This window comes from Fictibacillus norfolkensis (assembly GCF_014836645.1).
Lineage (GTDB): Bacteria > Bacillota > Bacilli > Bacillales > Fictibacillaceae > Fictibacillus > Fictibacillus norfolkensis.
In genome coordinates this window covers 131,150-154,700 of sequence record NZ_JACSQM010000007.1, presented here as the reverse complement: position 1 = coordinate 154,700, position 23,551 = coordinate 131,150, and the positions used below count along the sequence as shown (strand labels likewise).

At 39.4% G+C, this 23,551-nt stretch carries 27 protein-coding genes; 10 read left to right on the top strand and 17 right to left on the bottom strand.

Translation table 11 applies throughout. The annotated features are described in order from the left end of the window. Positions 1–117 precede the first annotated feature (117 nt). From hemY to hemE, 3 genes are read right to left on the bottom strand one after another with little or no spacing between them, the layout of a single operon-like run. Positions 118–1,524, bottom strand: coding sequence for a protoporphyrinogen oxidase (gene hemY, locus H9648_RS15865; protein ID WP_191754793.1), 1,407 nt, complete (start codon positions 1,522–1,524; stop codon positions 118–120). Between the two features lie 5 nt (positions 1,525–1,529). Further along, on the bottom strand, positions 1,530–2,471 hold the full coding sequence (gene hemH / locus H9648_RS15860) for a ferrochelatase (RefSeq protein WP_191754792.1): 942 nt from the start codon (positions 2,469–2,471) through the stop codon (positions 1,530–1,532). A 6-nt stretch (positions 2,472–2,477) separates the two neighbouring features. Continuing rightward, positions 2,478–3,506 carry a uroporphyrinogen decarboxylase gene (hemE, locus tag H9648_RS15855; RefSeq protein WP_144703764.1) on the bottom strand — a complete coding sequence of 343 codons (1,029 nt, stop codon included), beginning with the start codon at positions 3,504–3,506 and terminating at the stop codon, positions 2,478–2,480. Positions 3,507–3,847: 341 nt separating this feature from the next. On the opposite strand from hemE, the gene H9648_RS15850 reads away from it, so the two are divergent. Then, a complete protein-coding gene (locus tag H9648_RS15850; RefSeq protein ID WP_191754791.1) occupies positions 3,848–4,210 on the top strand; it encodes a hypothetical protein in 363 nt (120 codons plus the stop codon). A gap of 24 nt (positions 4,211–4,234) precedes the next feature. Here H9648_RS15850 and H9648_RS15845 read toward each other — a convergent pair whose 3' ends face one another. Then, entirely contained in the window at positions 4,235–5,488 is a 1,254-nt protein-coding gene (locus tag H9648_RS15845; protein ID WP_191754790.1) for a hypothetical protein, read from the bottom strand. 346 nt (positions 5,489–5,834) lie between these two features. Continuing rightward, entirely contained in the window at positions 5,835–8,054 is a 2,220-nt protein-coding gene (locus tag H9648_RS15840) for a transglycosylase domain-containing protein (protein WP_191754789.1), read from the bottom strand. Positions 8,055–8,213: 159 nt separating this feature from the next. Between H9648_RS15840 and H9648_RS15835 the strand changes: the two genes are divergently transcribed. Further along, positions 8,214–8,705, top strand: coding sequence for an antibiotic biosynthesis monooxygenase family protein (locus H9648_RS15835; protein ID WP_191754787.1), 492 nt, complete (start codon positions 8,214–8,216; stop codon positions 8,703–8,705). After that, positions 8,702–9,616 (top strand): diacylglycerol/lipid kinase family protein, encoded by a 915-nt coding sequence (locus tag H9648_RS15830; protein WP_191754785.1) that lies wholly within the window; start codon positions 8,702–8,704, stop codon positions 9,614–9,616. Before H9648_RS15835 ends, H9648_RS15830 begins: the two co-directional genes overlap by 4 nt. Here H9648_RS15830 and H9648_RS15825 read toward each other — a convergent pair. Both H9648_RS15825 and H9648_RS15820 read right to left on the bottom strand, forming a co-directional pair. Continuing rightward, positions 9,594–10,301, bottom strand: a complete 708-nt coding sequence (locus H9648_RS15825) for a phosphatase PAP2 family protein (RefSeq protein ID WP_191754783.1) — start codon at positions 10,299–10,301, stop codon at positions 9,594–9,596. The genes H9648_RS15830 and H9648_RS15825 overlap by 23 nt on opposite strands. 306 nt (positions 10,302–10,607) lie before the next feature. Beyond that, the gene (locus tag H9648_RS15820) at positions 10,608–10,925 is read right to left on the bottom strand and encodes a DUF3243 domain-containing protein (RefSeq protein ID WP_191754835.1); all 318 of its coding nucleotides are present in this window, start codon (positions 10,923–10,925) and stop codon (positions 10,608–10,610) included. Positions 10,926–11,141: 216 nt separating this feature from the next. Here H9648_RS15820 and H9648_RS15815 point away from each other — a divergent pair, with 216 nt between their 5' ends. Then, positions 11,142–11,573, top strand: a complete 432-nt coding sequence (locus H9648_RS15815; RefSeq protein ID WP_191754781.1) for a ferritin-like domain-containing protein — start codon at positions 11,142–11,144, stop codon at positions 11,571–11,573. Between the two features lie 29 nt (positions 11,574–11,602). Here H9648_RS15815 and H9648_RS15810 read toward each other — a convergent pair whose 3' ends face one another. From H9648_RS15810 to H9648_RS15790, 5 genes are all read right to left on the bottom strand, one after another. After that, a complete protein-coding gene (locus H9648_RS15810) occupies positions 11,603–12,376 on the bottom strand; it encodes an EcsC family protein (protein WP_318243545.1) in 774 nt (257 codons plus the stop codon). Positions 12,377–12,446: 70 nt separating this feature from the next. Further along, complete coding sequence (locus H9648_RS15805; RefSeq protein WP_191754780.1) at positions 12,447–13,817, bottom strand: FAD-binding oxidoreductase; 1,371 nt, start codon at positions 13,815–13,817, stop codon at positions 12,447–12,449. A 395-nt stretch (positions 13,818–14,212) separates the two neighbouring features. Further along, positions 14,213–15,430 (bottom strand): ABC transporter permease, encoded by a 1,218-nt coding sequence (locus tag H9648_RS15800; RefSeq protein ID WP_191754778.1) that lies wholly within the window; start codon positions 15,428–15,430, stop codon positions 14,213–14,215. Beyond that, entirely contained in the window at positions 15,427–16,170 is a 744-nt protein-coding gene (locus H9648_RS15795; RefSeq protein WP_191754776.1) for an ABC transporter ATP-binding protein, read from the bottom strand. The genes H9648_RS15800 and H9648_RS15795 overlap by 4 nt, the downstream gene beginning before the upstream one ends. A 63-nt stretch (positions 16,171–16,233) precedes the next feature. After that, positions 16,234–16,770, bottom strand: a complete 537-nt coding sequence (locus tag H9648_RS15790) for a PCYCGC motif-containing (lipo)protein (protein ID WP_318243544.1) — start codon at positions 16,768–16,770, stop codon at positions 16,234–16,236. A gap of 603 nt (positions 16,771–17,373) precedes the next feature. Between H9648_RS15790 and H9648_RS15785 the strand changes: the two genes are divergently transcribed. The 3 genes from H9648_RS15785 (at position 17,374) to H9648_RS15775 (ending at position 19,812) form a co-directional block, all read left to right on the top strand. Next, on the top strand, positions 17,374–17,802 hold the full coding sequence (locus H9648_RS15785; RefSeq protein ID WP_225218930.1) for an HIT family protein: 429 nt from the start codon (positions 17,374–17,376) through the stop codon (positions 17,800–17,802). A 292-nt stretch (positions 17,803–18,094) separates the two neighbouring features. Then, positions 18,095–19,174 (top strand): phosphoserine transaminase, encoded by a 1,080-nt coding sequence (gene serC, locus H9648_RS15780; RefSeq protein WP_191754773.1) that lies wholly within the window; start codon positions 18,095–18,097, stop codon positions 19,172–19,174. A gap of 116 nt (positions 19,175–19,290) precedes the next feature. Beyond that, on the top strand, positions 19,291–19,812 hold the full coding sequence (locus H9648_RS15775; RefSeq protein ID WP_191754771.1) for a tryptophan transporter: 522 nt from the start codon (positions 19,291–19,293) through the stop codon (positions 19,810–19,812). Positions 19,813–19,843: 31 nt separating this feature from the next. On the opposite strand, the gene H9648_RS15770 is transcribed toward H9648_RS15775, so the two are convergent. Continuing rightward, positions 19,844–20,269, bottom strand: coding sequence for a YkvA family protein (locus tag H9648_RS15770; RefSeq protein ID WP_186320596.1), 426 nt, complete (start codon positions 20,267–20,269; stop codon positions 19,844–19,846). Between the two features lie 360 nt (positions 20,270–20,629). Here H9648_RS15770 and H9648_RS15765 point away from each other — a divergent pair, with 360 nt between their 5' ends. Beyond that, positions 20,630–20,911 carry a YtxH domain-containing protein gene (locus H9648_RS15765; RefSeq protein ID WP_191754769.1) on the top strand — a complete coding sequence of 94 codons (282 nt, stop codon included), beginning with the start codon at positions 20,630–20,632 and terminating at the stop codon, positions 20,909–20,911. 212 nt (positions 20,912–21,123) lie between these two features. Continuing rightward, positions 21,124–21,705: an HTH-type transcriptional regulator Hpr gene (locus H9648_RS15760; protein WP_066391382.1), complete on the top strand. Its 582-nt coding sequence runs from the start codon at positions 21,124–21,126 to the stop codon at positions 21,703–21,705. On the opposite strand, the gene H9648_RS15755 is transcribed toward H9648_RS15760, so the two are convergent. Continuing rightward, positions 21,696–22,037 carry a DUF1878 family protein gene (locus H9648_RS15755; protein ID WP_137790539.1) on the bottom strand — a complete coding sequence of 114 codons (342 nt, stop codon included), beginning with the start codon at positions 22,035–22,037 and terminating at the stop codon, positions 21,696–21,698. The genes H9648_RS15760 and H9648_RS15755 overlap by 10 nt on opposite strands. 131 nt (positions 22,038–22,168) lie before the next feature. Continuing rightward, positions 22,169–22,747: a YpmS family protein gene (locus tag H9648_RS15750; RefSeq protein WP_191754767.1), complete on the bottom strand. Its 579-nt coding sequence runs from the start codon at positions 22,745–22,747 to the stop codon at positions 22,169–22,171. Positions 22,748–22,847: 100 nt separating this feature from the next. Between H9648_RS15750 and H9648_RS15745 the strand changes: the two genes are divergently transcribed. Beyond that, complete coding sequence (locus H9648_RS15745; protein WP_066391378.1) at positions 22,848–23,027, top strand: hypothetical protein; 180 nt, start codon at positions 22,848–22,850, stop codon at positions 23,025–23,027. Positions 23,028–23,200: 173 nt separating this feature from the next. Here the strand turns inward: H9648_RS15745 and H9648_RS15740 are convergent, their stop codons facing one another. Beyond that, positions 23,201–23,296, bottom strand: coding sequence for a YjcZ family sporulation protein (locus tag H9648_RS15740; protein WP_082861266.1), 96 nt, complete (start codon positions 23,294–23,296; stop codon positions 23,201–23,203). Between the two features lie 101 nt (positions 23,297–23,397). Then, positions 23,398–23,490, bottom strand: coding sequence for a YjcZ family sporulation protein (locus H9648_RS15735; protein WP_269148791.1), 93 nt, complete (start codon positions 23,488–23,490; stop codon positions 23,398–23,400). Positions 23,491–23,551: the final 61 nt, after the last annotated feature.

Genomic DNA, 23,551 nt, shown 5'->3' with positions numbered 1-23,551 from the left:
ACCGCGTGCCCCGTGGAAAGCGAGCCAGCCTGGAACGGAAATCAACACTTCCAAAGCAACAAAGTTTACGAAAACAGCCTTTTTTAAAAAAGTTTGAGTGATTTCATGTCTCATTCTTTAAGAACGGAACAAAGAATCCACAGCCATTTTTGCTGAATTCACACAATCTGGCAGTCCCACACCATCATATGGAGCTCCTGCTAGTCTTATGCCAGGCAGCTCCTGTTGAAACACAGTTCTGAGCTTTTTGACATACTCTTTATGTCCGACTTCATATTGCGGCATCGAATCAATCATACGAGAAACATGGTAGAATTCAGGACGAGAATCAACACCCATAATCTTCTTCAAATCATCTAATACTTTTTCCAAAATAACTTCATCTGATTGTTGAACGATGTCTTGATCTTCTGCTCGTCCTACATAACAACGAAGAACCACTTTACCTTTCGGAGTCGTATGCGGCCATTTTCTGCTCGTCCATGTACACGCAGTGATGGATGTTTTTTCACTTTTAGCAATGACAAAACCTGTTCCATCAAGATTAAAGTTCACGTCTTCTTCATTAAAGCTCATCGCAACAGTTGCTACTGAGGTTGGCTTCGTGTCGTGAAAACCCACAGGAAACAGAGATTCACCAAGAAGTTTTTTCGTAACATGATAAGGAGTTGTGACAATTACATGATCACCTTTCATTACCGAACCATCTTCCATCATCACAGAATATGTCCCGTCTTCAGACCGCTCGACAGCTTTAACGGAAACCCCTGTCTTTATACTCTCTCCTGGCACTGCTTTCGAAAGAGCTTCAATGAAAGAGGACAGCCCGCCTTGGAGTGTTAAAAAAGCACCTTTTTTCTTTTTCGTGATCGGTGACTTCTCTTGTTTAGGCTGCGTTTTTTTCATGCCTAAGATTAGACTTCGATATTTCTTTTCCGTTTCTACAAATTGCGGAAACGTAGATTGCAGACTAAGCCGATCGATCCTTCCGGCATATATGCCCGATAACAAAGGTTCGATCAGCCGATCAACTACTTCATCACCAAGACGTCTTCTAAAAAAGTGACCGACAGAAATATCTTGTTGCGCATCTTTTCGTTTAGGAAGAATAAGGTCTAACCCTGCTCTTGCCTTTCCTGTTACAGAGAAAAGAGGTGTTGTGGCAAACGGCATCACTTTTGTAGGAATTCCCATCACAGCTCCTTCAGGAATTGGGTGAAGCCTCATATTATGCAAAATATAAGCCTGACCCGTTTCATTAGAAACTAAATCGTCGCCTAGACCAACATCTTTAACAAGTTCTGTCATTACTGTTTTTCTAGCAAGATAAGAATCAGGACCCCGCTCTAGAACAAAACCATCTTCTTTAATCGTATCGATCTTACCGCCAAGACGGTTGCTTGCTTCGATCACTGTGAAGGTTATCGGCTTGCCCGTTTCCTTACCATATTTCTGAACATAAAAGGCAGCGGCTAAACCTGTTATGCCGCCGCCCAATATAATAACGTGCTTTCGCTCGCTCATTTCTTTCACATTCTTTCTTTTGCTAGTGCGTTTTCAATGACCGTTGCCAAACAGTCTATAAATTCCGGCCTTGCGTTAGGCATCTCAGGACGATAATAGTTCACGCCTAACTCATCTGTGACCACTTTACACTCATAATCGTTGTCATAGAGAACTTCTAGATGATCCGCCACAAACCCTACAGGACAATAGATAAAATGCGTATAGCCATGCTCGTTATAAAGATCTCTAGTTAAATCTTGAACGTCTGGTCCGATCCACGGTTCAGGTGTATTACCGGCACTCTGCCACCCAATCGTGTGATGAGGGACATTTGCCTCTTTTGCGATCAGATCAGCTGTTTCCTGAAGCTGCGTTGGATAAGGATCTCCCATTTGAAGGATCTTTTCTGGCAGACTGTGTGCAGAGAAGATCACAACGGTTTTGTCGTGTTCGTTCTCTGGAATAGAGTTAAACGTTTGTTTAATGCCGTCCGCCCAAAATTGCACATACTTTGGCTCATCATACCAGCTGTCGATCGTCGTAAAGGATGGCCCGCCAATTTTTGCAGACTCTTCCACAGCACGTCCGTTGTATGATTTAACGCTGAACGTTGAATAGTGAGGAGCAAGAACAAGCGTTACTGCTTCTTCAATTCCATCTTCCTTCATCTGCTGCACAGCATCTTCAATGAAAGGATCGATATGCTTTAGACCAAGATAGCTTTTAAACTCACGATCGGGATAACGCTCATTCATCTCTGCTTCAATTTTTTGCGCTTGCTCTTCTGTAATCTTAGCAAGTGGCGAGATTCCACCAATCTGTTCGTAGCGTTCTGTAAGTTCTTGCAGCTGTTCAGGAGACGGCTTCCGTCCTCGTCTTATATGTGTGTAATAGCTTTCTACTTCATCAAGACTTCTTGGCGTTCCGTACGCCATGATTAATAGACCTGTTTTCTTGTTACTCACTTTTTATCACCCTAGTTTTTTAGACGTATATTCATGAACAAAGGTGGTCAACTGCTTTAATGTTGCAATGTTTACTTCAGGGAAAATACCTTTTCCGACATTGAAGATAAAGCCTGGTTCTTCCATACCTTCATCCAAAATTTCTTTCGTACGTGCTTCGATTACTTCCCATGGCGCCAATAGAATGGAAGGATCTAAGTTTCCTTGAAGAGCCTTCGTAACACCCATCTGACGAGCTTCTCTTGGGGATAATCTCCAATCAAGTCCGATCACATCGATCGGAAGCTCGTTCCACTCCATGATTAAGTGTCTTGCACCTGTTCCGTAAAGAATCAAAGGAATATTTTCTTCTCTTAGTGATGAGAAGATCTTATACATCACAGGCTGAATGTATTTTCTGTAATCAGCTGCATTTAACGCGCCGACCCATGAATCAAAAATCTGAAACGCTTGTGCGCCAGCAGCGATCTGCGCTTTTGCATAAGCGATCGTCATATCGCCTAGCTTGTCCATCAGCATGAACCAGCTTTCAGGATCAGAGTACATCAGCTGCTTCGTTTTATGATAATCACGGGATGGCCCACCTTCAACCATATAGCTCGCAAGGGTGAATGGAGCACCTGCAAACGTGATAAGCGGCACTTCTAACTGCTGTCTTAAAATTTTTATCGTATCCAAAACATACGGTACGTCTTTCTCAGGGTTGATCGTCCCTAAGCGCTCTACATCTTCGCGCGTTCGTACAGGCTTATCGATCACTGGTCCAATTCCCGATTTAATCTCTACGTCTACTCCAATCGCTGGAACTGGAGACATAATGTCTTTATAAAGAATCGCAGCATCCACTCCATGTTGATCTACAGGAAGCTTCGTAACGCCAGCGCACATCTCTGGTCTATGTGTGATTTCAAATAGTGAATACTTCTCTTTCAGTTTACGGTACTCTGGCTGGGAACGGCCCGCCTGTCTCATGTACCATACAGGAATATGTGAATTTTTCTCCTTACGACACGCTTTCAAAAACTCTTCATTCATAGTCAAAACGTACACACCTTTCTATACAAGACCAAAAGCTGCAGCACTATTGTTATCTCCTAGCTGCTGAAACTTAAAACCTTTAACGTCAATATCCATACACATTGTAAGGGAATTCATAATAAAAGTATAGGCAATAAGCTCAAATGTCATGATTTTGGCAAAATGGGTAGAAAATCTGTCATCAATATGAATTATAAACATTATTCTAAAGAAATTTTACAAACGAGTCGTTTATGTTTTATTGTTCAATTAATTTTTTTTGAACACACTATAGCCTAATTTTCATACTATGTTTCTATGGATTGGTAAAATTTTAATTAATAATGAGGTGAAAGTTGATGAATTCTGAGGATCTACAAGAATTGTTTTCTCAATTACAAAAAGAGGTTCTTCTTAATTTAGAAACTGAATTAGAAGAAATGAAGAAAAAGTTTAAAGAAGAAATCGACACCTATTTATCTGCAAGAAAAGAAGGTTTTGTAAATACGGTTAGAACCCAATCTGTTCAATACAATCCCCCAAAAACACAAAGTCAAGTGATTGTTAACGGAGAAGTCATAAAAGGAGAAAACTCCTCTGATAATCCTGCTATCGACGGGAAGCTACTAAGCGAACAAATTATAAACAATGTTTGGGAACAACTGGCCAAGGCGAATATTCACAAAAAGAAAGAAAAAGAGAACAAGAATGAAAAAGAATAAGGGTGCTTCTTCGCACCCTTATTCTTAATCTTCATCATCCATACAACAATTAAATAAAGTGATTATAGGTGTTTGTGGTGGAGCTGGTGGAGCTGGTGGAGCTGGTGGTGGTACGATAGGCGTTAATACTGGAGTAAATCCGTTGATTGCACATAGGGTAAACACATAGACGATTGTAGGCGTAATAAGATCATCGACGAAGAATCCTAAGCAATCACAAACATTTCTTACGAATACTGGTCCTATCGGATCCTCCAAATCTTCTACAATAAGATTTACTTGCCCACCAATTGGGAGCTGTTCTCCAATTCCATTTGCACAACAATTACAGCTGCAGAATTCATTGTTACATGTGTTGCAATCATCGTCTCCTCCACAATCACACTCTCTTCTAAAGCAAGGATTATTCGTACAATTGTTTGCAAACGCAAGTATCGTTTGCACTAGACTTGGAGTAGTTGCTTGTAGACCAGCTACTTTACATAGTTGCAGCGTCGTAATCGGTGTAACTATAGGGATCGAACCTGTAGCTACAGATACTGTAGAACATCCATTTACATTCGTAATGGTTTGATTCTCTAAAGGGTTATCTAAAGCCGGAGAATCAGTTAGATAGAGATTCACGGTTTCAAGGGACGATAATTGATTTTGTCTCACTTGATTCAAAAGATTTCCGAGTGCTTTAGCACAGCAGTCACAACGATTACCTTTTTGCGGACGTCTTTTCTCCTTTTTCTTCTTCTCTTTGCAGCCACAGTGTACGTTCACGTTTACAGGTACACTTACTGTTACTCCATTAACAGAAACATCTGCGCTGCTGTTATTCGTTGGGTTAGCTTGAAGAGTCTGAGCTCCCGTTGTTTGATTACCATTAGTATGCGTTTGAGTTTGTGAATTGTTCCCGCCTAGTGTAGGTGTTGAATTTTGGGTTACAGTGGAGCCAGTTTGTGAGGGATTCTGCGTTTGTGTTAAAGTTGATCCTGATTGACCTTGGGAAGGATTTTGAGTCTGGTCTCCCATGGTTGATCCTGATTGACCTTGAGTAGTATTCTGAGTTTGCGGACCAAGAGTTGAACCAGAAAGGCCTTGAGTATTCGTTTGAGATTGTGGCCCTAAACTTGATCCCGTCTGACCTTGCGTGTTCGTTTGTGCTTGATTCCCAGTTTGACTTCCCATTGATTGCGTTTGATTTTCTATTGGATTTTGGGTTTGGGAACCTAAAGTTTGACCTTGCCCTTGGTTAACATCTACATCCCCCTGCTCAACATCAACAGTCAAGTCTCCTTGAGCTATTGTTATCTCTTCAGAAGCATCTATTTTAGTAAGTTCACATCTCTCCTTACATTTACATTTGCAAAATTCGAGACCACATGACTTGCAACATCCGAAAAGCGTTTTGTTTTGACAACAGCATTTATATGACTTGCAACGCTGACAATGCTTGTATATTGAGCCGTCCCTATGAAAACTTGACATCTTTTCCTCTCCTTTAATTCTTTCGTCCATTGCTTGTATCTTATTCAATTCGTACAAAGATGTGAAAAGGACTATATGAATTAAACAGCATGTTTTAAAAAAATAAAAAGATGGTTGTTTAACCATCTTTAGCTCATCCATCTTATTTCTAATCTCGTTTCTTTTTCTCTTTCTTCTTTTTTCCTTTAACAGCTTTTTCTTTTTGTTTTGCCTCTCTTTTATCATCACCAAAACTAGGGAAAAGAGAGATGGACACTACATTTGATGCTTCTCCTTCTTGTTTTGTAAGAGGATTATAGGGAACAACATAAAAGTCTGGCAGCGTGAAAAGATTCTTGCCAGAAGCACTATACTCCCCTTTGCCTTTTATCGTATCTAATAGAGTCGTTTCTCCTTCATTTACCGCGTAAACCTTGTATTGCAGACGCTCGTCTTTTGAAGGAGTCCAGTTCAGTTTAACCGAAGGAATTCCATAGTCCCCCATACCAAATGAAGCACGCAGATCGTTTAACTCTATAAGCTCGATTGGCGGTGGCAAGTCTTTTACCCCATCAGGTTTTTTGAACGATAGTCCTTGTTGAGACGGCATTTCGTTAATCACTTGTTTAAATAGAAGCGTGGGTAGAGAGCTGCCGCTATTTAGATAAGATTCTTTGGTCGTTCGATCATAGCCAATCCATACAGCACCGACTATTTCAGGTGTATATCCGACAAACCAAGTATCTTTGTTTCCTTTATCTACGTTTGGGTAGTTTGTTGTACCCGTCTTTCCTGCGATCTCCATGTTCTCTTTTCCATCAGATCCAGTTCCGTTCTTCACGACTTGCTGAAGCATACGCGTCATGTACCATGCATTCTGCTTTTTCCAAACTTTCTTTTCTTCCTGTTTGGCTTTACCGATCAGTTCCCCTTCATTGTTATAGATCTTGCTGATCACGAAAGGCTCGATCGTCTTACCTTCATGAAGAAAACTGCGGTATCCTTTTACCATTTGCAACGGGGTTACACCTTGATCGATGCCGCCGAGTGCAATTCCGAGTCCTTTATCCTCAATCGGCATGCCAAGCTGTTCAAGATAACTTTTAGAGTCAGCTATTCCGTTCTTGTTCAACAGCCATACTGCCGATGAATTTACAGAGTTAGAAATGGCATCCGCCATGGAAACTTCACCATCGTATCTGCCGTTATAATTCTTAGGTTCATAACCGTCGTAGCTTAATTCTTCGTCACGCAGCATAGAATAGGGTTTGTATTTTTCAGATTCAAGGGCGGGACCATATACGGATAAAGGCTTGAACGTCGAACCTGGCTGCCGATTCACCTGTACTCGATTAAGTCCCTCTGTCACATAATTTCGTCCGCCTTGAACAGCGAGCAAACCACCCGTTTTTCCATTCATCAGCACCATGGCGCCTTCAGGTTTTTCCTGACCCGTTCCTACAAAATAACGACCGTCTTGAAAGCTTTTATATACAGAATCTTGTGCTGCAAAATTCATAGGTACAACGATTTTATAACCACCTTGTCGCAGCTCTTCTCTTGAAAGTTGATACTTTTCTTTTGCTTCTTTTATAACCATATCAATATACGTTGTATAAGCAGGGTTTCTTTTTTCTTGCTGAAAATCTAAAGCAATCGTTTTACCTTGCGCTCTAACGGTTTCAGAAGGTGTCAGATAATCTTGTTTCTCCATGAGGGCAAGAACGAGATCACGGCGCTCTTTCGCTTCCTTAGGATTCTTTAATGGCGAATAATAGTTTGGTGCTTTAGGAAGTCCTGCAAGCATCGCACCCTCTGCTACAGTTAAATCTCTGGCATCCTTATTGAAATACGTTTTTGCAGCAAGCTGAATGCCGTATGCGCCATGCCCAAAATAGATTTGGTTCAAATACATCTCCAAGATTTTATCTTTCGGGTATCTTCTTTCTAGATTGATAGCAATGACAGCTTCTTTTGTTTTTCTTAGCCAAGACTTCTCATGAGATAAAAAAACATTCTTTGCTAGCTGCTGAGTAATCGTACTGCCGCCTTCGACTTTTCCACCAGCTAAAATATCTTTATAGATAGCACGCGAGATCGCTTTAACATCTATTCCATTATGTTTGTAAAAACGGCTGTCTTCTACCGCTACAAAAGCTTCTTGAACATGTTTCGGAATATCCTCAATGTCGACGATCTCTCTATTTTCATCATAGATCTTTGTTATTTTATCTCCATTCTCTGCCACAAGGACAGTAGCTGAATCCATTACAAGATCTTTTTCATCGATCACATAATCTCCCGCTAAGATAATGAAGAGATAGGCGAAAAAACCTATTATAAGTGAACCCGTTAAAATACCGAGTACGACAAGACTTCTCTTTACCATAACCAACCCTCATTTCATTCTAGGTCGAAAAGTACATTTTATATAATTTTCCCTTAGTTGGAAAGTATATTACAAGTAACCAACTTCTTACACTGTTTAATGTGCTGAACGGTTGGGTAAAACAAAGGTAAATCAATAAAAAAAGGGGCAGGGATTCCTATGTACATATATATTACTTATGGGACTTTAGACTATTTAGCAACATATCAAGAAAAATACGATGGAGCTCTTCTGCTAGAAGGTGACTCTAATTCTGCTCTCGTGATCGAAACAGATGGTGAAAACCCATTTACAGAAAAACATGAGTATGAAGTAATAAACCAAAGAGGTTCCTTAAACGGTGCTGGCTTTGTTGTAATGAACCACATCCCGGTTACAGAAGAAGGAAGATCTCTTTTTGAAGAAAGATTCCAAAACCGTGCAGGGCTTGTTGATAGTGAACCAGGCTTTAGTGGCATACGTATTCTTCGACCTCTTCACCAAGATCCTTATATCGTTATGACACTTTGGAAATCACATGCTGATTTTATAAATTGGCAACAATCCAATGCCTACGAGGAAGCACACAAAAATAGAGGCACTTCAAAAGGCTTGCCAGAAACACTCTTTACTGGAAAATCATTTGTTAAAGAATACATGGTAGCCAAATGACTAGAAATCCATCAACAATAAAAAGAGCATCTGTCATATTAAATCCTTCTGCCGGTCAAGGCAGATTGCTGAATCAATGGGATGCCGTGCTAGAGCAGCTAAAAGTTGGTTTTGAGGACGTTCAAGTTTATAAGACGACCGCTCCAGGGGAAGGTGCTTCCTTCGTTAAAGAGCTGGAAGGTAAGACAGATTTGATCATAGCTGCTGGCGGTGACGGCACGGTACATGAAATTGCAGAAGCGGTATTGTCGATCAAAGAAAATCAACCAGCTTTCGGAATCTTACCAGGTGGAACGTGCAATGATTTTTCTAGAGCGCTAGGCATGAATCAAAATCCTGTAAAAGCAGCGGAACAGCTTAGTGAAAAAAAGTTTCGCAACATTGACGTTGGAGAGTTTAACGGACATTTCTTTACAAATTTCTGGGGAGTTGGGTTGATCACACATGTCTCCGAATCCATCGACCCAGATACAAAAGAAAAATTTGGACGTCTTTCTTATTATTTATCTGCGGCAAAATCCTTTCAAACATGGGAGCCATTTGACATCTCCATCTCATCTAAGGAGTTCCAATTTGATGGACAAGCTGCAATGTTTCTTGCTGTGAACGGGCCCTTTACCGGTGGTATCCGTCCCTTCTTTCCGGATACTGATATACAAGACGGAAAGCTCGATTGTTTGCTGATCGAAGAGCCTTCCACTTCGTTTATTTGGGACGTCCTTCTGAATCGTTTATCTGATACTTCAAAAGAAGGACAAGGGTATCATTATTTTCAAAGCTCAGAGATAAGCATAAAAACAGCTCCCCAACAGCTTATTGACTGTGATGGAGAGCGACAACATCGTACACCTTCAGTTATTAAATGTTTACAAAATCAACTACTCACACTTACTGGGGATGTTTCCTTTTAAAAAAAGGAAGCGTCCTTTTTTGATAAGCTCTTATCGATTCACGTCCAGCTATACATAGCAGTAGCCAAACCGTTCCAGCACTAAATCCTGCTACTATATCAGATGGATAATGAACGCCTAAATAAACACGGCTAAAACCAATAAGGAGAATCGTAGATACAAATGCAATCGTGAGAATGATCTTAAGCGGCTTTCCTCTTCTGCTTCTTACGACCAAGTAGCCAAGAAAACCATAATAAATGAGACTGCCCATGGCATGTCCACTCGGATAACTGAAACCTTGTTCGACGATTAAGCTATCTTCTGGTCGTATTCTTCCAAACCAATGTTTCAACCCTAGGTTTAAAAGACCTCCGCCCGCAACAGCAATCAAATAGAAAATAGCACCCCAATAGTTCTTTCGTTTTGCGATTAGCCAGATCAGACTTCCTACTAACAAGAGTGTTAGAATATTTTTTGACCCTAAAAAGGTAATCACTTTCATTACTTCCGTTAACGTGTCTGTTCTGATATCCGTTACATATTGAATGATCACTTGATCAAAATCAAATACCTCATTCTCCATTAAGTCTTCTGACAACTCAAAAAACACGTTTAATGATAAGAAAGAAAGACCTAATCCGCTTATGATATATATAAGAGGAAGGATCGGAAAGGGTAGTTTATTGGCCAGTTCTCGTAACATTAAGATTCTCCTCAACATCATTTTTTCTCTTTTATAAACTCTTATTAAAGCTAAGTTTTCACTCTTTTATCGTTGATTAAACCACTTTAAAACATTGTCGTTTTTTTAAAGGTCTTTGTAAACGGTCATTGAGGTGAATTTATTGACGTTTTAGCAAACTTTATAGGTTTCACAAGCTTTTTACTATTTATAGGGATTGCTTCATTACATTACGAAATTTCACACGGCAAACAAATGTGTTGGCTACTTCTAAATAATGGTGTAAAAAAAAAAGCCGCTCAAAGATGAGCAGCTTTTACATGTATGCTATTTAACAAGCTTAACTAACATATGAGCCAGCTTATGACGCTCTTCTTGCTCTCCAACTTTCCATAGTTCTTTTAAGAGGTTCTCTTCTGAGTTACGAGGTTCCTCATGGTTAGCTAAGTAATCTGCTACTTTCTCTGCAGTTTTTGCAAGTGTTTCTTCGCTCATGCCCATTTTTTCACCGATCTGCACTTTACCGTGCAGGTAGCTCTTAAACTCTTCAAAGTTTGATAAGATCTCTTCTTTCTTGCTCTCGCTCATACGGCTTGCTGTTTCTTCAACCTTACTTGTGTCTACATTACGATCTTCATCAACCATGTGTCTGCTATCCATTTTTGTTACCTCCTTAAATTTTGTATCACTTTTGTTCAATATTTGTTTCATGCATAGTAGTCTTTTACCGATTTTAACAATCCTTAAACCTTATAATGCAGTTCCTTTATTTTTTAGGTCGTCTATCCTACAAATATTGTTTATGGTAACGAGAAAAGGGGAAGGATATCTCTGTAGAACAAGATTCAGGAGGTTATACAAATGGAAAAAGACTTACAAGCACTAATCGATGGACTAAATGAGGATCTTGCAAACGAGTACTCAGCAATCATTATGTACAACCATAATGCAGCTACGGTTTCTGGTTTGTACCGTCAAATTCTAAAACCTTTCTTCCAAAGTGAAATTACTGATGAGCAAGGACATGCTCTATATTTAGCAGAGAAGATTAAAACACTTGGTGGTACACCTACTACTCAACCAAAACCAGTTAAACAAGTTGAGAGTGTTCGTGAGATGTTGGAAGAAGCTCGTAACGCTGAGGAAGATACGATCAGACGTTATGAAGAACGTAAAGAGCAAGCATCTAACTTAAAATTGACTGAGCTTGTCGTTCAGTTAGAAGATATGATTGCTGATGAAACGAAGCACAAAGAAGAAATGGACCGCCTATTAAGCGATAGCCGCTTCTAAACCCTCATATTATTACAAGCACCCGCAATTTATTGCGGGTGCTTGTTGTTTATGATCCTCTTCTTTTTTTCATCTGTTAACAAACGCCATCTGAAACAATTCTTTGCCACATGACCTAAATCATCAAGAAAATGATAATTCGCATATGCCCCAACAATCGCTCCCAATCCTGGTATCATCTGAAGCATCTTTATGAGATCGATATGATCCCGATAATCTTGCTGCAGTTCTTGCCAATTCATTTGGTTGATCGATTCAGGAGACTCCGGAAATTCTTGAATGGTCTCTTTCCATGAAATTACCCTTTGATATGCATCTTCTCGCTTGTGCGGATCAGAAAAAGCTAGGCGAAATACATGCAGAATAAAGATTCTCTCTTTGTAGTCCCTAACATCCAATCCATAAATACTAGCTGCTTCGAACAAAAATTTCATTTTTATTCCTAACAATAATGGAAGATCTGCAATACCTAGCAAAATGCCTCCAGCACCTGTTCCTGCTCCTTCAATTGCTGCTGTTTTTCTGTAGAAGGATAGCCGATCTTCAAATTTAAAATCACGCTCTCGTAGATCTGCAGTAAACTTAATCGTTTTTTTAGTCGTATATTCAGAACCGATCAGAGTCGCTTTAATCATATGTTTCATACTTGATGTCATAACATCATGCACTTTTTGCGGAATTTTCTCATTGATTTTTATTTGAAGAGATTTTGTTGTCTTATTCCATAGTGAGGGCCGTTTACACATTTCTGTTTCCCATTTTTTAAGCTCTTCTATTACTTTTTCTTCATAAGTGTCCATCATCTACCTCCCTCCTTCTATACGATTTTTGTTAGGCTTTCGTTTCAATATTTTCGCCCTCACATTATGAGATCTACACAATCATATTTGCAGTCGGAATTCCTAGCGGGAACGTAAACACATTTTTTGGATCGTATTTTGTTTTCACTTCAATTAAGCGAGGCAGGTTCACAAAGTAACATTGTTCTAACCAGTTCTTAATACAATTATCATGAAAATTCACATAAGCTCCATCCGCAAAAGGAAGTAGAGAATTTCTTAGACTTTCTACCCAGCGTGTATTTATGTCTGCCTCACTCTCATTCTGCCATTTCGTAATATAAAGCAAGCTGAACAATGCTTCTCTATGAACATAAGCCGTTTCCGTCGGACTTATACAAGAAGCATTTCCGGCTAGAGCTTGCAGCTGCACTTTGTTCTCAATACTAGGTGAGTTTGATAGAAAGTCTTTCAGTTTTTTTATCGCACTCATCGGTAACTGCCTTTTCGCAAACGCACCTGTATTCTTAAATGGATGCGCATCAGGATCACCATGGTTTACAGCATACTCCATCATACCTGGCATCATTCCTCCAAATATCTTGACCGCATCAATATAAGGTACTTTCTTAACTTCAACTTCTTTTGGTGGAAAGGCGATCAAAAGAGGCTCCAGCAACTTTTGCAGTTCATCCGTACTGCCAAGAAATTCTCCTAATGCACGCAACTCACCAATGTCTTTCGTTAAGAGATCAATAATGGCTGTCAATCTGACGTCTGTATAAGGAGCCCATTTTTGCCACGCATCCACCACTTTTTCAAACCCTTTAAAGTCCCATGTAATTTTAAAGATGGCAACATCATCTACGGGAACAACTTGAAAACGAAATGATGTGACCACACCAAAGTTCCCGCCACCACCGCCCCTTGATGCCCAGAACAAGTCCGCGTTCTCATGCTCATTTGCTATGATGATATTTCCATTTGCATCGACCATCTCCAGCTCCAGAAGCTGGTCGATCAGCATTCCATAAGGCCGGGTTAACATCCCCCATCCACCACCAAGTGTCAGACCGGAAAGGCCTACTGATGGACATGTACCTCCTGGAATCGTGAAACCTTCTTCATACAATTTTTCATATAGTGGAAAAAGAAATGCCCCGGCACCAAGTACGGCCGTTTTTGATTTCCGGTCCACTCTTACTTCATTCAACTCGCTTATGTCTATCACTAAACCTCCATCTAATGATGAATAAGCTTCATAACTATGTCTTCCTGTTCGAATCCGAAACTTAACCTTCTTCTTTCTTGCCCAACGTATTGCGTTTGAAACATCCTTAGCAGTTTCACAAAAATTGATAATCAAAGGAAACAAGTTAAAACGAGTATTGAACTCTTCTCTTGCTAGATCATAATCAGGACTTCCTGGTGTTACAATCCTCCCTGTTAGTCCATAAGTATTCATGAGACCCAGCTCCCTTCCATAAAACTTATAGGCATAAGCTATGAAAGATGCCCAAAATTTGTTTACAAACTTGGAAGTAGTTGATTTCCATTCCAGGATGCTCGCTTTCCGCGGGGCAAGCGGTGAGCCACATTCGTACGTTTCACTTTTTAAGTGTCTCACCTGTCTAGTTGCAGTGGCTAGCCCCTCGAGGTCAAAAGTTAAATCGTCCAGAAGGCATAGTGCGCCTTCAAAGCCCATTTACTTTTGCTGGTCGGGGCTGAACGAGCCACCTCCACTTTTCAGACTGCACGCCTGTCCCACAGGAGTCTCTCACCTTCCACTCCAATCAACTGTCAAAGGAGACAAGCTTTTAGAAAAGAGCGCTTTTAAAAAAACTTCCCAGCCATAAAGAGCTAGGAAGTCAACGTAATGTGTTTTTTCGTCATAGTAGGCAGTCGTAATATACTGTATAGAATTGCTCCAACAGGCATTAGGATCGCGATCATCCAGTCTCCTGACAGTAGTCCATAGAAGAGGCCATAGAATACACCTTGTATGATCAGCAAGTGTCTCAGCCAATTTTGAAATGCTTTTACTCTTGTATCTTGTTTGATCGGATAGATCATGAATACAACATTCCATCTATACTGGGTGTAAAGTGTGAATAATTGCAACGCAAACATTTGAAAGAACAAGAACACGACAATCAACTGCCACCATCCTGCAGGAATTAAATAAATAAACAAAAAGCCGATTAAGATCAGTCTTACATATAAGCCCAGGTAATCGCCTGAACGGACAAATGTCTTCATGTATAGAGCAGGAAGTGCATTCTTCTTTTTAAACGAGAAACTTGCTAAGCTGTTTAACCATGGTCGCTTATGAACAGTCTGCTTTAAAGCTGGGACATCTGTAAAGTAATTGACGAATCGGTACCCTTTCATCTTTAAAGACTGTTCTTCGGCTAATAACATTTCCCACTGATAGCCATGCTGTTTCTTAAAGACACCGAAAACAAAATTCTTTAAAACATACATAATCGCAAAAATCGCGATTAAGAAGATGTATGCTTCATTAAAGAGCAAATAGGCATATACAAAGTTTACAATGAACCTCATGATCTTATAGTTCGTTTGATGACTCTTATAGGGTAATCTTCTTTCTTCCCATGATACATAAATATTAAATACTTTGGCTGCGATCAAAAAGAATCCAAATGTGACATACATCTTCCATCCATCATGGATAAAGAATTGAACGATCGGCCATAACAGCGTAAAGATAAATAGGGTTAAAAAAGCTCCCGTAGCAGTTGCAGATGAGATTGCTTTTGAGAAATATTGTTTCATGCCTGATTCTACAGGAAGTAAAAATACGAGATCTCCTTCTTTTAACAATGTACGGATCGGACTTTTAGTCAACCAAACAGAAAAGACGATCGTTAAAATAAAAACGGCCGGAAAATTCTCAGGAAGTGCTTGCAGAAGCTTCGCATAATATACACTTCCGATTACGATGAGCAAAATTAAGGAAACAATAAGTCCGCTGTTTGCCATTAAACTAAAATATTTAAGCGTTTGGGTAACGTGTGCATTGCGTCGTTTTGTCCATAATTTTTTTACATCGATCATGTTACTTTACCTCTTGCTACATAGAGATAGATCTCATCTAACGTTGCATTCTCCAGCCCGCTTCTTACACGTAGTTCCTCTAAAGTTCCGCTTAGTACCAGCCTTCCTTCATGCATGATTAAAAAGCGATCGCAATATCTTTCTGCTGTAGACAAAATGTGAGTAGACATCAACACGCCAGCGCCGTTATTTCTAAATTTAACCATATATTCAAGAAACGATTGAATACCTAATGGATCAAGACCCACGAACGGTTCATCCACGATATATAGCTTAGGTTCAACCAATAGTGCACAAAGGATCATTACTTTTTGCTTCATCCCTTTTGAGAACTGACTCGGAAACCACTTAATCTTATTATCCATTCGAAACTCTTCTAGTAAAGGGCGTACACGAGTTAAAAAGGTTTGTTCTTCTAGTCCATATGCCATTGCTGTTAGCTCTAGGTGTTCCCATAACGTTAATTCTTCATAGAGAATCGGCATCTCAGGTATGTAAGTAAATTGACTTCGATAATTTTCTGGTTCTTCCCTAAACGTCTGTCCATCGATTTTAGAAGTGCCTGACATAGGTTCCATGAGACCTAACACATGCTTGATGGTTGTACTTTTACCGGCTCCATTCAAGCCGATCAAACCTACTATCTCATTTTCTTTCACCGTGAAATCTAAGTGATGAATAACAGGCTGATTAGGAAGATACCCTCCTGTTAGATCTGTAACTTCAAGGATTGGTTTCATATCGTACCTCCTTCTGCAATCCAGCATTTTCATTATTGTTTGCCATTTTTCTCGTTTTACACCTTATGAGGCAGGCATCGGTGTCGGAGTTGGCTCTGCAAATCCTTCTTTATATTTCTCATCGATCATCTTTCTGATTTCAACAGGCGTCTTTCCATCAGCAGAAGCACTCATGCTGATCGCAGCGATCTCTAAACACGTCCCGCATTTTGTGCCATGATCATCCCATACCATTTTGCCATCTTCTTTGTTTTCTGAGACGAAACAATCATAATTGTCTTTATGACCTGCCGATTCACCACAGCCACAAAAACAAGGCATTGATTCAAGCAGATCCTTATATTTAGGAACTTCCGCATAAATGGCCGCAATCTCATCAGGTTGTTTATCCAAGAAACCTGGCAGTTCTTCCATTGATGCAGTAAGTTCTTGAATATCACCGTTCGGCAAATGATTCTCATGTCCTTCATGAGACGTTTCTTGTTTGGCGCTTGACTCCTCTTGATGATTTTTATGCTCATCCTCTGATTTATTCCCGCACCCTGAGATGAGGAAACTAACACCGAGTGTCATTGTGAAAATAAGTTGTCTTTTTTTCACGGAGAGTCCTCCTTTTTGTCATTCTTTCCTTATAATAGCTCAATTCCCGTTTCCTTTACCAATTTTATATGTATAACTTGTAAGACTTCCTGGACAAGATATAAGAGAAGAAGGTATCCCCCCTTCTTCAAGGAGAAAGATACAAGGTATTAGATTTTTTCTGAAATGCTAAATTTTAAGGAGATGGTTCTCTTGGACTATTTAGTGCTTGAGCAATTACAAATTCTTAACATTGAGGTGCATGGCTAAAAAATCGTATTGTTTTGTTTTCGTGTTCTCCTTTCTTCTCTAACCTCTATAAGATGAAGGGTCCTATTTTTGAATAGGACCCTTCTTCTTTTTTTAAGTTGTTGCTATTAGAAGAGGTTGATTTCCGCTCCCAATTGCTCGCTTTCCACTGGGTGTGCGGTGAGCCTCCTGCCACTACGCGCCATTAGGAGTCTCGCACCGTGCGCTCCAATCAACCTGTCAATGAAGAAAATAATAAAACATTCAAAAGCAACTATCCTGTAGAAAAGAGCCTTTTGATAAGATAAAGAGAATACCTTATTTTTTAGGTTGATTATGTGTGATATGATAAGTAAAAAAAATGAGGTGAGCCACTTGTCCCACGATTTAAACTGCATTTTTTGTAAAATTGTTGCGGGAGAAATTCCATCCTACAAAGTGTACGAAGACGAAAACGTCCTAGCCTTCTTAGACATCAGTCAGGTAACCAAAGGACATACGCTGATCATTCCTAAAGAGCATTCCACAGATATTTTTGAACTTCCTGCAGAAACAGCAGCGAAGCTTTATTCTGTCGTGCCTAAAATTGCCTCTGGAATTAAACAAACGTTTAACCCGATCGGTCTGAACATCTTAAACAACAATGGTGAAGCAGCTGGACAATCTGTTTTTCATTACCATATGCACTTCATTCCACGTTACGGACAAGGTGACGGATTTGGAGCAGTCTGGAAAACACAGGATACCCCTGCAGACGAAATGACTGAGATCGCTCAACATATTAAAGAGAACGTTAAAAACTAACGTTACATAGTAAAACTGCCTTTTTTAAACTGGGCAGTTTTTTCATATTCTTTTTTAGTTTTTGCTTTATTCTAACAATTCTTTGCTTGTAAGACGTCACTGAAAAGTTGATTGGAGTGTAAGGTGTGAGACTCCTGCGGGACGAGCGGTCAGGTGAGACCCTTAAAGGCGCAAAGCGGCAAGGGGCTCACCGGTCGCCCCGCGGAAAGCGAAGCACCTGTAACGGAAATCAACAACTTTCAATTGCTCTAAGAGTTTACTAAAACAACGTAATTTTATAAGGAGGAGAACGATGACACGCATCTATTTTCAAGCCGGACCCACAACATTGCCAAAAGAGGTCATGCAGCAAGCAAAGGAAGAGTGGGATGACTTCTTAGGTACTGGGTTAAATATTATGGAGCATAGCCACAGGGGTTCAGAATATGAAGGCATCCACAATCAAGCGAAAACACGCATGAAACGTTTGCTCAATATACCAGATACACATGAAGTATTGTTCTTACAAGGCGGAGCAAGTCTACAGTTTGCTATGATTCCGATGAATTTTATTCAAGGTGGAAAGACGGCAAAATACGTACTCACTGGGGCATGGTCTGAAAAAGCTTATAAAGAAGCTCAGAAAATCGGATCGTGTGAGGCAGTCATTACAGGTAAGGACTCTGACTATCGCACCCTTCCAGAGATGAATTATGTTCCTAGCGAAAATGACGCCTATCTTCATATTACTTCTAATAACACGATCTATGGCACACAATGGGCAGACCTACATGCCTTCACACATCCAAATCTTGTAGCGGACATGTCGAGCGATATTATGAGCAGACCCTTATCTGTTGAAGATTATGGATTAATCTATGCGGGTGCTCAAAAAAACCTTGGACCTTCGGGAGTAACCGCCGTTATCATACGTAAAGATCTGCTACAGGAAAATAAATCTGTCCCATCCATCATGTCGTATTCAGTTCATGCAAAGAATAATTCTCTTTATAACACGCCTCCTGTTTACTCCATCTACTTGCTAAACCTTGTACTAGGCTGGGTAGAAAAGTGTGGTGGTGTCAATGAAATGGAAAAGAGAAATCATAATAAAGCTGGAGTCATCTACGACACGATCGATAGAAGTAATGGGTTCTATAACGGGTATGCTACACCTGAATCCCGTTCGAACATGAATGTTACTTTCACTCTTTTGAATGATGAACTGGAAAAGCAGTTTATTAAAGAGAGTGAAGCAAACGGAATATATGGGCTAAAAGGACACCGATCGGTCGGGGGATTCAGAGCTTCTATCTATAATGCTGTACCACAAGAGTCGTGTGATAGCCTTGCACAGTTCATGAAACATTTTCAGGAAAAATACGGAAAGTAGTTCACAAACCTTTTCAGTTGTACGTACATCTGTTAACATAAAGGTACTTTCGCATTAGGCCAAGAGGGCACTATTGGAAAGAAATTAGGCTAAGAGTAGCTGAGGAGAGATGAGAAATGAATACGAATACTAAATCATTAGCTTTAACATCTGTACTTATTGCATTAGGGTATGTGTTTCACACTGTTGTACCCCCATTATTTTTTGGAATGAAACCTGACTTATTACTCGTGATGATGTTTTTAGCCATCATGCTATCACCTACTAAACAAAACGTGATTATTGCAAGTATGGCAGCTGGAGTCATCTCAGCACTAACAACTGGTATGGCCGGCGGACAGATCGCCAATATCGTTGAAAAACCTATAACAGCTTTTATCTTTTTGGCGTTGTTCTTACTTGCTAAAAAAGTAAAAGTAAATGCGATAAGCGCTGTTCTTTTAACAGTAGTCGGAACGATTATCAGCGGTACATTATTTCTCATGGTCGCCATGCTCGTAGCGGGATTACCTGGTACATTACTTAGCTTCATTGGAATGATCGTTGTTCCAACAAGCGTCGTTAGCGGCTTGATCATGTTTTTTATCTACCCGATCGCAGAACGACTATCTAAACGTTCAAACTTAACTGCAAATTAATAATGATAATGTCAAAATAAAAAGCCAGCTCCTATGGAGTTGGCTTTATGTATTTATCCTCTTCTTCTTTTTCTTCTTCCCACGTCTGAAAAGCTGCTATCTCAGTTGATAACGTTGAAAAAATAAAAGCTAGGACAGTTGCATCATCCAATAGACCTGCTCCGATCAGAAAATCAGGTACTGCATCAATTGGACTAACAAAATACAGAAGTCCTGCGACCACTAATAGTAAAGATTTTTTGGAGACATCACGATAGTCGCCTCTTTTATATGACTTTACCATTCGAACTAACGCTTTTACTTGAGAGCCTAGGTTACTTAAACCTTGTTTATCAGGTTGCGAACTTTTTTTCTCAGCTTCTGTAACAAGCTCACCCGTTTGAGTAGAACTTTCAAGCACAGCATTCGCTTTTTCCTTCATTTTATTAAAGTAGTTGCCGATTGTGTTTTGTTTCAACCCATATCCCTCCATTCTTTTTATTATGTATACCCTCTTTTAAACCTCTTCGTCAATTATGAAATTTTTTTCCCTTTCATTTATTTTATATTATCTTTCTCCAAAGTCAGTCAAATATCTTCTGTTTTAGACAAGTATGACATTTTTTGAAACAACGTACAGCGTCACTATTTTCTTCTGATTTTCCTATTGTATCAACGGTTTTCAAATTTTGACCGTTCTATAAAAGCTTGATCTTGCATGTCCAAACATGACGAAATCTATCGGGAAATATTTTTATATTCGTCATTATTTTTCATAGGAATATAAGAGAAATTCGCGAATTCATAAGATAATAAAAGAATGAGGAGGAATTATAAGATGTCTAAACAAAAATCCATGGTAGTAGGTTTCGCATTAGGAACGGTGGTTACTGCAGCAGCTACTCTGCTTTCTACACCAAAAGCAGGTAAAGAAGTCAGAGAAGATCTTAAAGTGAATATGGATAAAATGAAATCGACGTTCTCCAGCATCAAGCGTGATGGCATTCAGCTTAGAGCAAAGATCAGATTTGCTAATAAAGAAAAAGAAGAGGCTCTACAAGAAACAGCTGCCTCTACAATTGAAGAAACTCCTGAAGAAATGGATCAAGAAATTAAATAATCCCAAAAAAATTCTCCCTTTTTGGAGAATTTTTTTTATCTATACTTCCGAACAAGTAAGAACACTTACATCAACACCATATCAGCTAAAAGTTATATAACTATTTTACTAAAAAATAAGGAAAAATTGAAAAATTTTACTTTCTTATTATAGGAAATACTGGCATAATGAGGAATAGGATGTGTTTTATAAGATGGAGGGGCATTTTAAAAATGAACAAAGATCAATTATATAGTTTTCAAGAAGCCATGATCTATAGTCACAAACTTTCACAGATTAGTAAAGCTTTATGGAAAAGTGTAGAAAAAGACTGGCAAAATTGGATTAAGGACTATGGTTTAAACATTAATGAACACCATATTCTATGGATTGCTCATCATCTTGAGGGTGCATCAATCTCTGATATTGCAAAGTTTGGCGTTATGCACGTATCCACTGCTTTTAACTTTTCAAAAAAGCTTGAAGAACAAGGCTATCTAACATTTTCTAAAAAAGAAGATGATAAGCGAAATACATATATTTGTCTAACACCTAAAGGTGAAGAGCTTTTACTTCAAACATTGAACACGTACGATCCTTCAAAGTTTGGTGTTTTCAGTGCATCTATGCCGATTAAAGAGTTATTTGGAAGGTTCCCAGAGTTTCCTGAATTGATGTCGATCATCCGCAATTTATATGGCGATGACTTCATGTCGATTTTCAACAAACTCGAAGAAAAGATCGAAGCATCATTAGATGATCAGCCTGCATCACCTGTGATAGCAGCTGAAGAAATTGCCTCTTCTCATTCGTAACGTACAGATAACTCATAAAGCTTCTCCATCAAAGAAATATACTTTTCTTGTTGAAGCAAAGCAGTAATCGTTTCTCTTGGGGAAAGCTTTGGCGTTAACATGCCTGCAAAATGCAACAACAGCGGTGTGTAATGCACAAAGCCTTCTTCACTCTGCATTTCATATTTTCGTTGAAGCTCATCGCAAAGAAGGAAGACCTTATTCACTTCCTGCTCGGTGAGCTTTTTTTCCATGACCAGTCTAAAAAATGGATACGCTGTAAGATCGACACTCTCAATCGTTAGCTGATTATAAAATTCTAGTCGTTCAAGTCGTTCTTCCACCGTCTCCATACAAAACCCTGCTTTCTAGTCATTGTCTGTCTATAATAATTATAATCCAACTTTCTCCATTTGGGTATGAATAATTGAGGAAGAATAATTAAAGCGCTCCTTCCCTAACGTGCTCGGGAGAAGCGCTTTTTCTAGTTTTTCGTATAGACTCCCAATTTAATAGAGTTCTTCTTTAGATCGAATTCTTCCGCTTTCACCGCATAGCCTTTCTTTGTTGGCATTTCGGTCACTCTCATCAAAATGCTCTCATCTTTCGGATAGACGTCTACCCATTCAGGAAACTGAACGGTCTTTTTGATCAGTGTGAACACCTCGTCACCGGGTAGTGGGAAACGTCCTACTTGCATATCCTTTTCCTTCAATAACAGATCACCGTTTTCAAGAACCTCAGGCTCAAAGGTAACCTGATATGGAAGCTCTTGATCAAACGCGATGAATGATCCGTTAAGCACGGCTTCATCATTTCTTAAATTTACGTATACGTTCACATCTGGCGCTTTTTTGCGGAGCTCTTTATTTAACAGATCTTCCACCTGTTCTTTTTCTGTATGTATGCTTAAGAGCTTTTGATTGTCTCGAATATCTGTATCTAGTGAACTACGATCTAAACGGCCACCAGCAGGATCACTAAAAAGCATAGCGGCTATGGCGATCGGTACGATTAAAAATAGAAGCAACAGTGTAAAAAATGCCGTTTTCCATTTATTCATAAATTTCTCTCCCTCTCTCATCTCTTAGAAGTTATTTTCCTATTCATATTCCACATATTTTGGTAAAGTTAAACAAGTAGTTCATGTTGGAGGTTTTCATATGGCAGGCTATATCTTCGTTTTTTTGGCACCAATCTTTTTATTCGTATTTAACTCACTCACTCACAAGTTATGTGACAAAAAGAACTTGTCCTCAAAACAGCAAGACTCTGTTTATCGTACGATCAACGTTTCTATTACCATTCTGCTCATTTCATCCTATGTTTCAAACGTTCTATAGAAAATATAAAAAGGGGGAACCTAAATTGCATTCCCCCTTGAGTAACCGTACCATACACATGCTGCACCTTTTGATCAAGAGTAGTAAAACACACATTAACGAAACTGCTTATAAACGTCAAGCCTGATCAGTCCCCCTTCTTAAGAAAAGGTCCTGCTTAGCCGTCATTTATTTTAGCAGAAACATGCAGCACCTACGATAATCAAAAGAATAAACAACACAACAATCAATGCGAAGCCTTTTCCATGCCCGTATCCACCGTAACCCATGAAAGCCACCTCCTTTGATATTCTGTACACTATCCTATGCATGACCCGTTATTCACGCATAGGCATTCGCCCTATAAATTAATTTAAATTTCTATTCACCATCAATAGCAGTAACAAGCTCCAATAATGATGAGAAGGATAAAAAGAACTAAGATTAGTGCTAATCCTCCCCCATGACCGTAACCATAACCCATCATCATACCTCCCTTTTCTTTCTCCATATCATATAGTGATACGCCCTATTGTGATTAGACG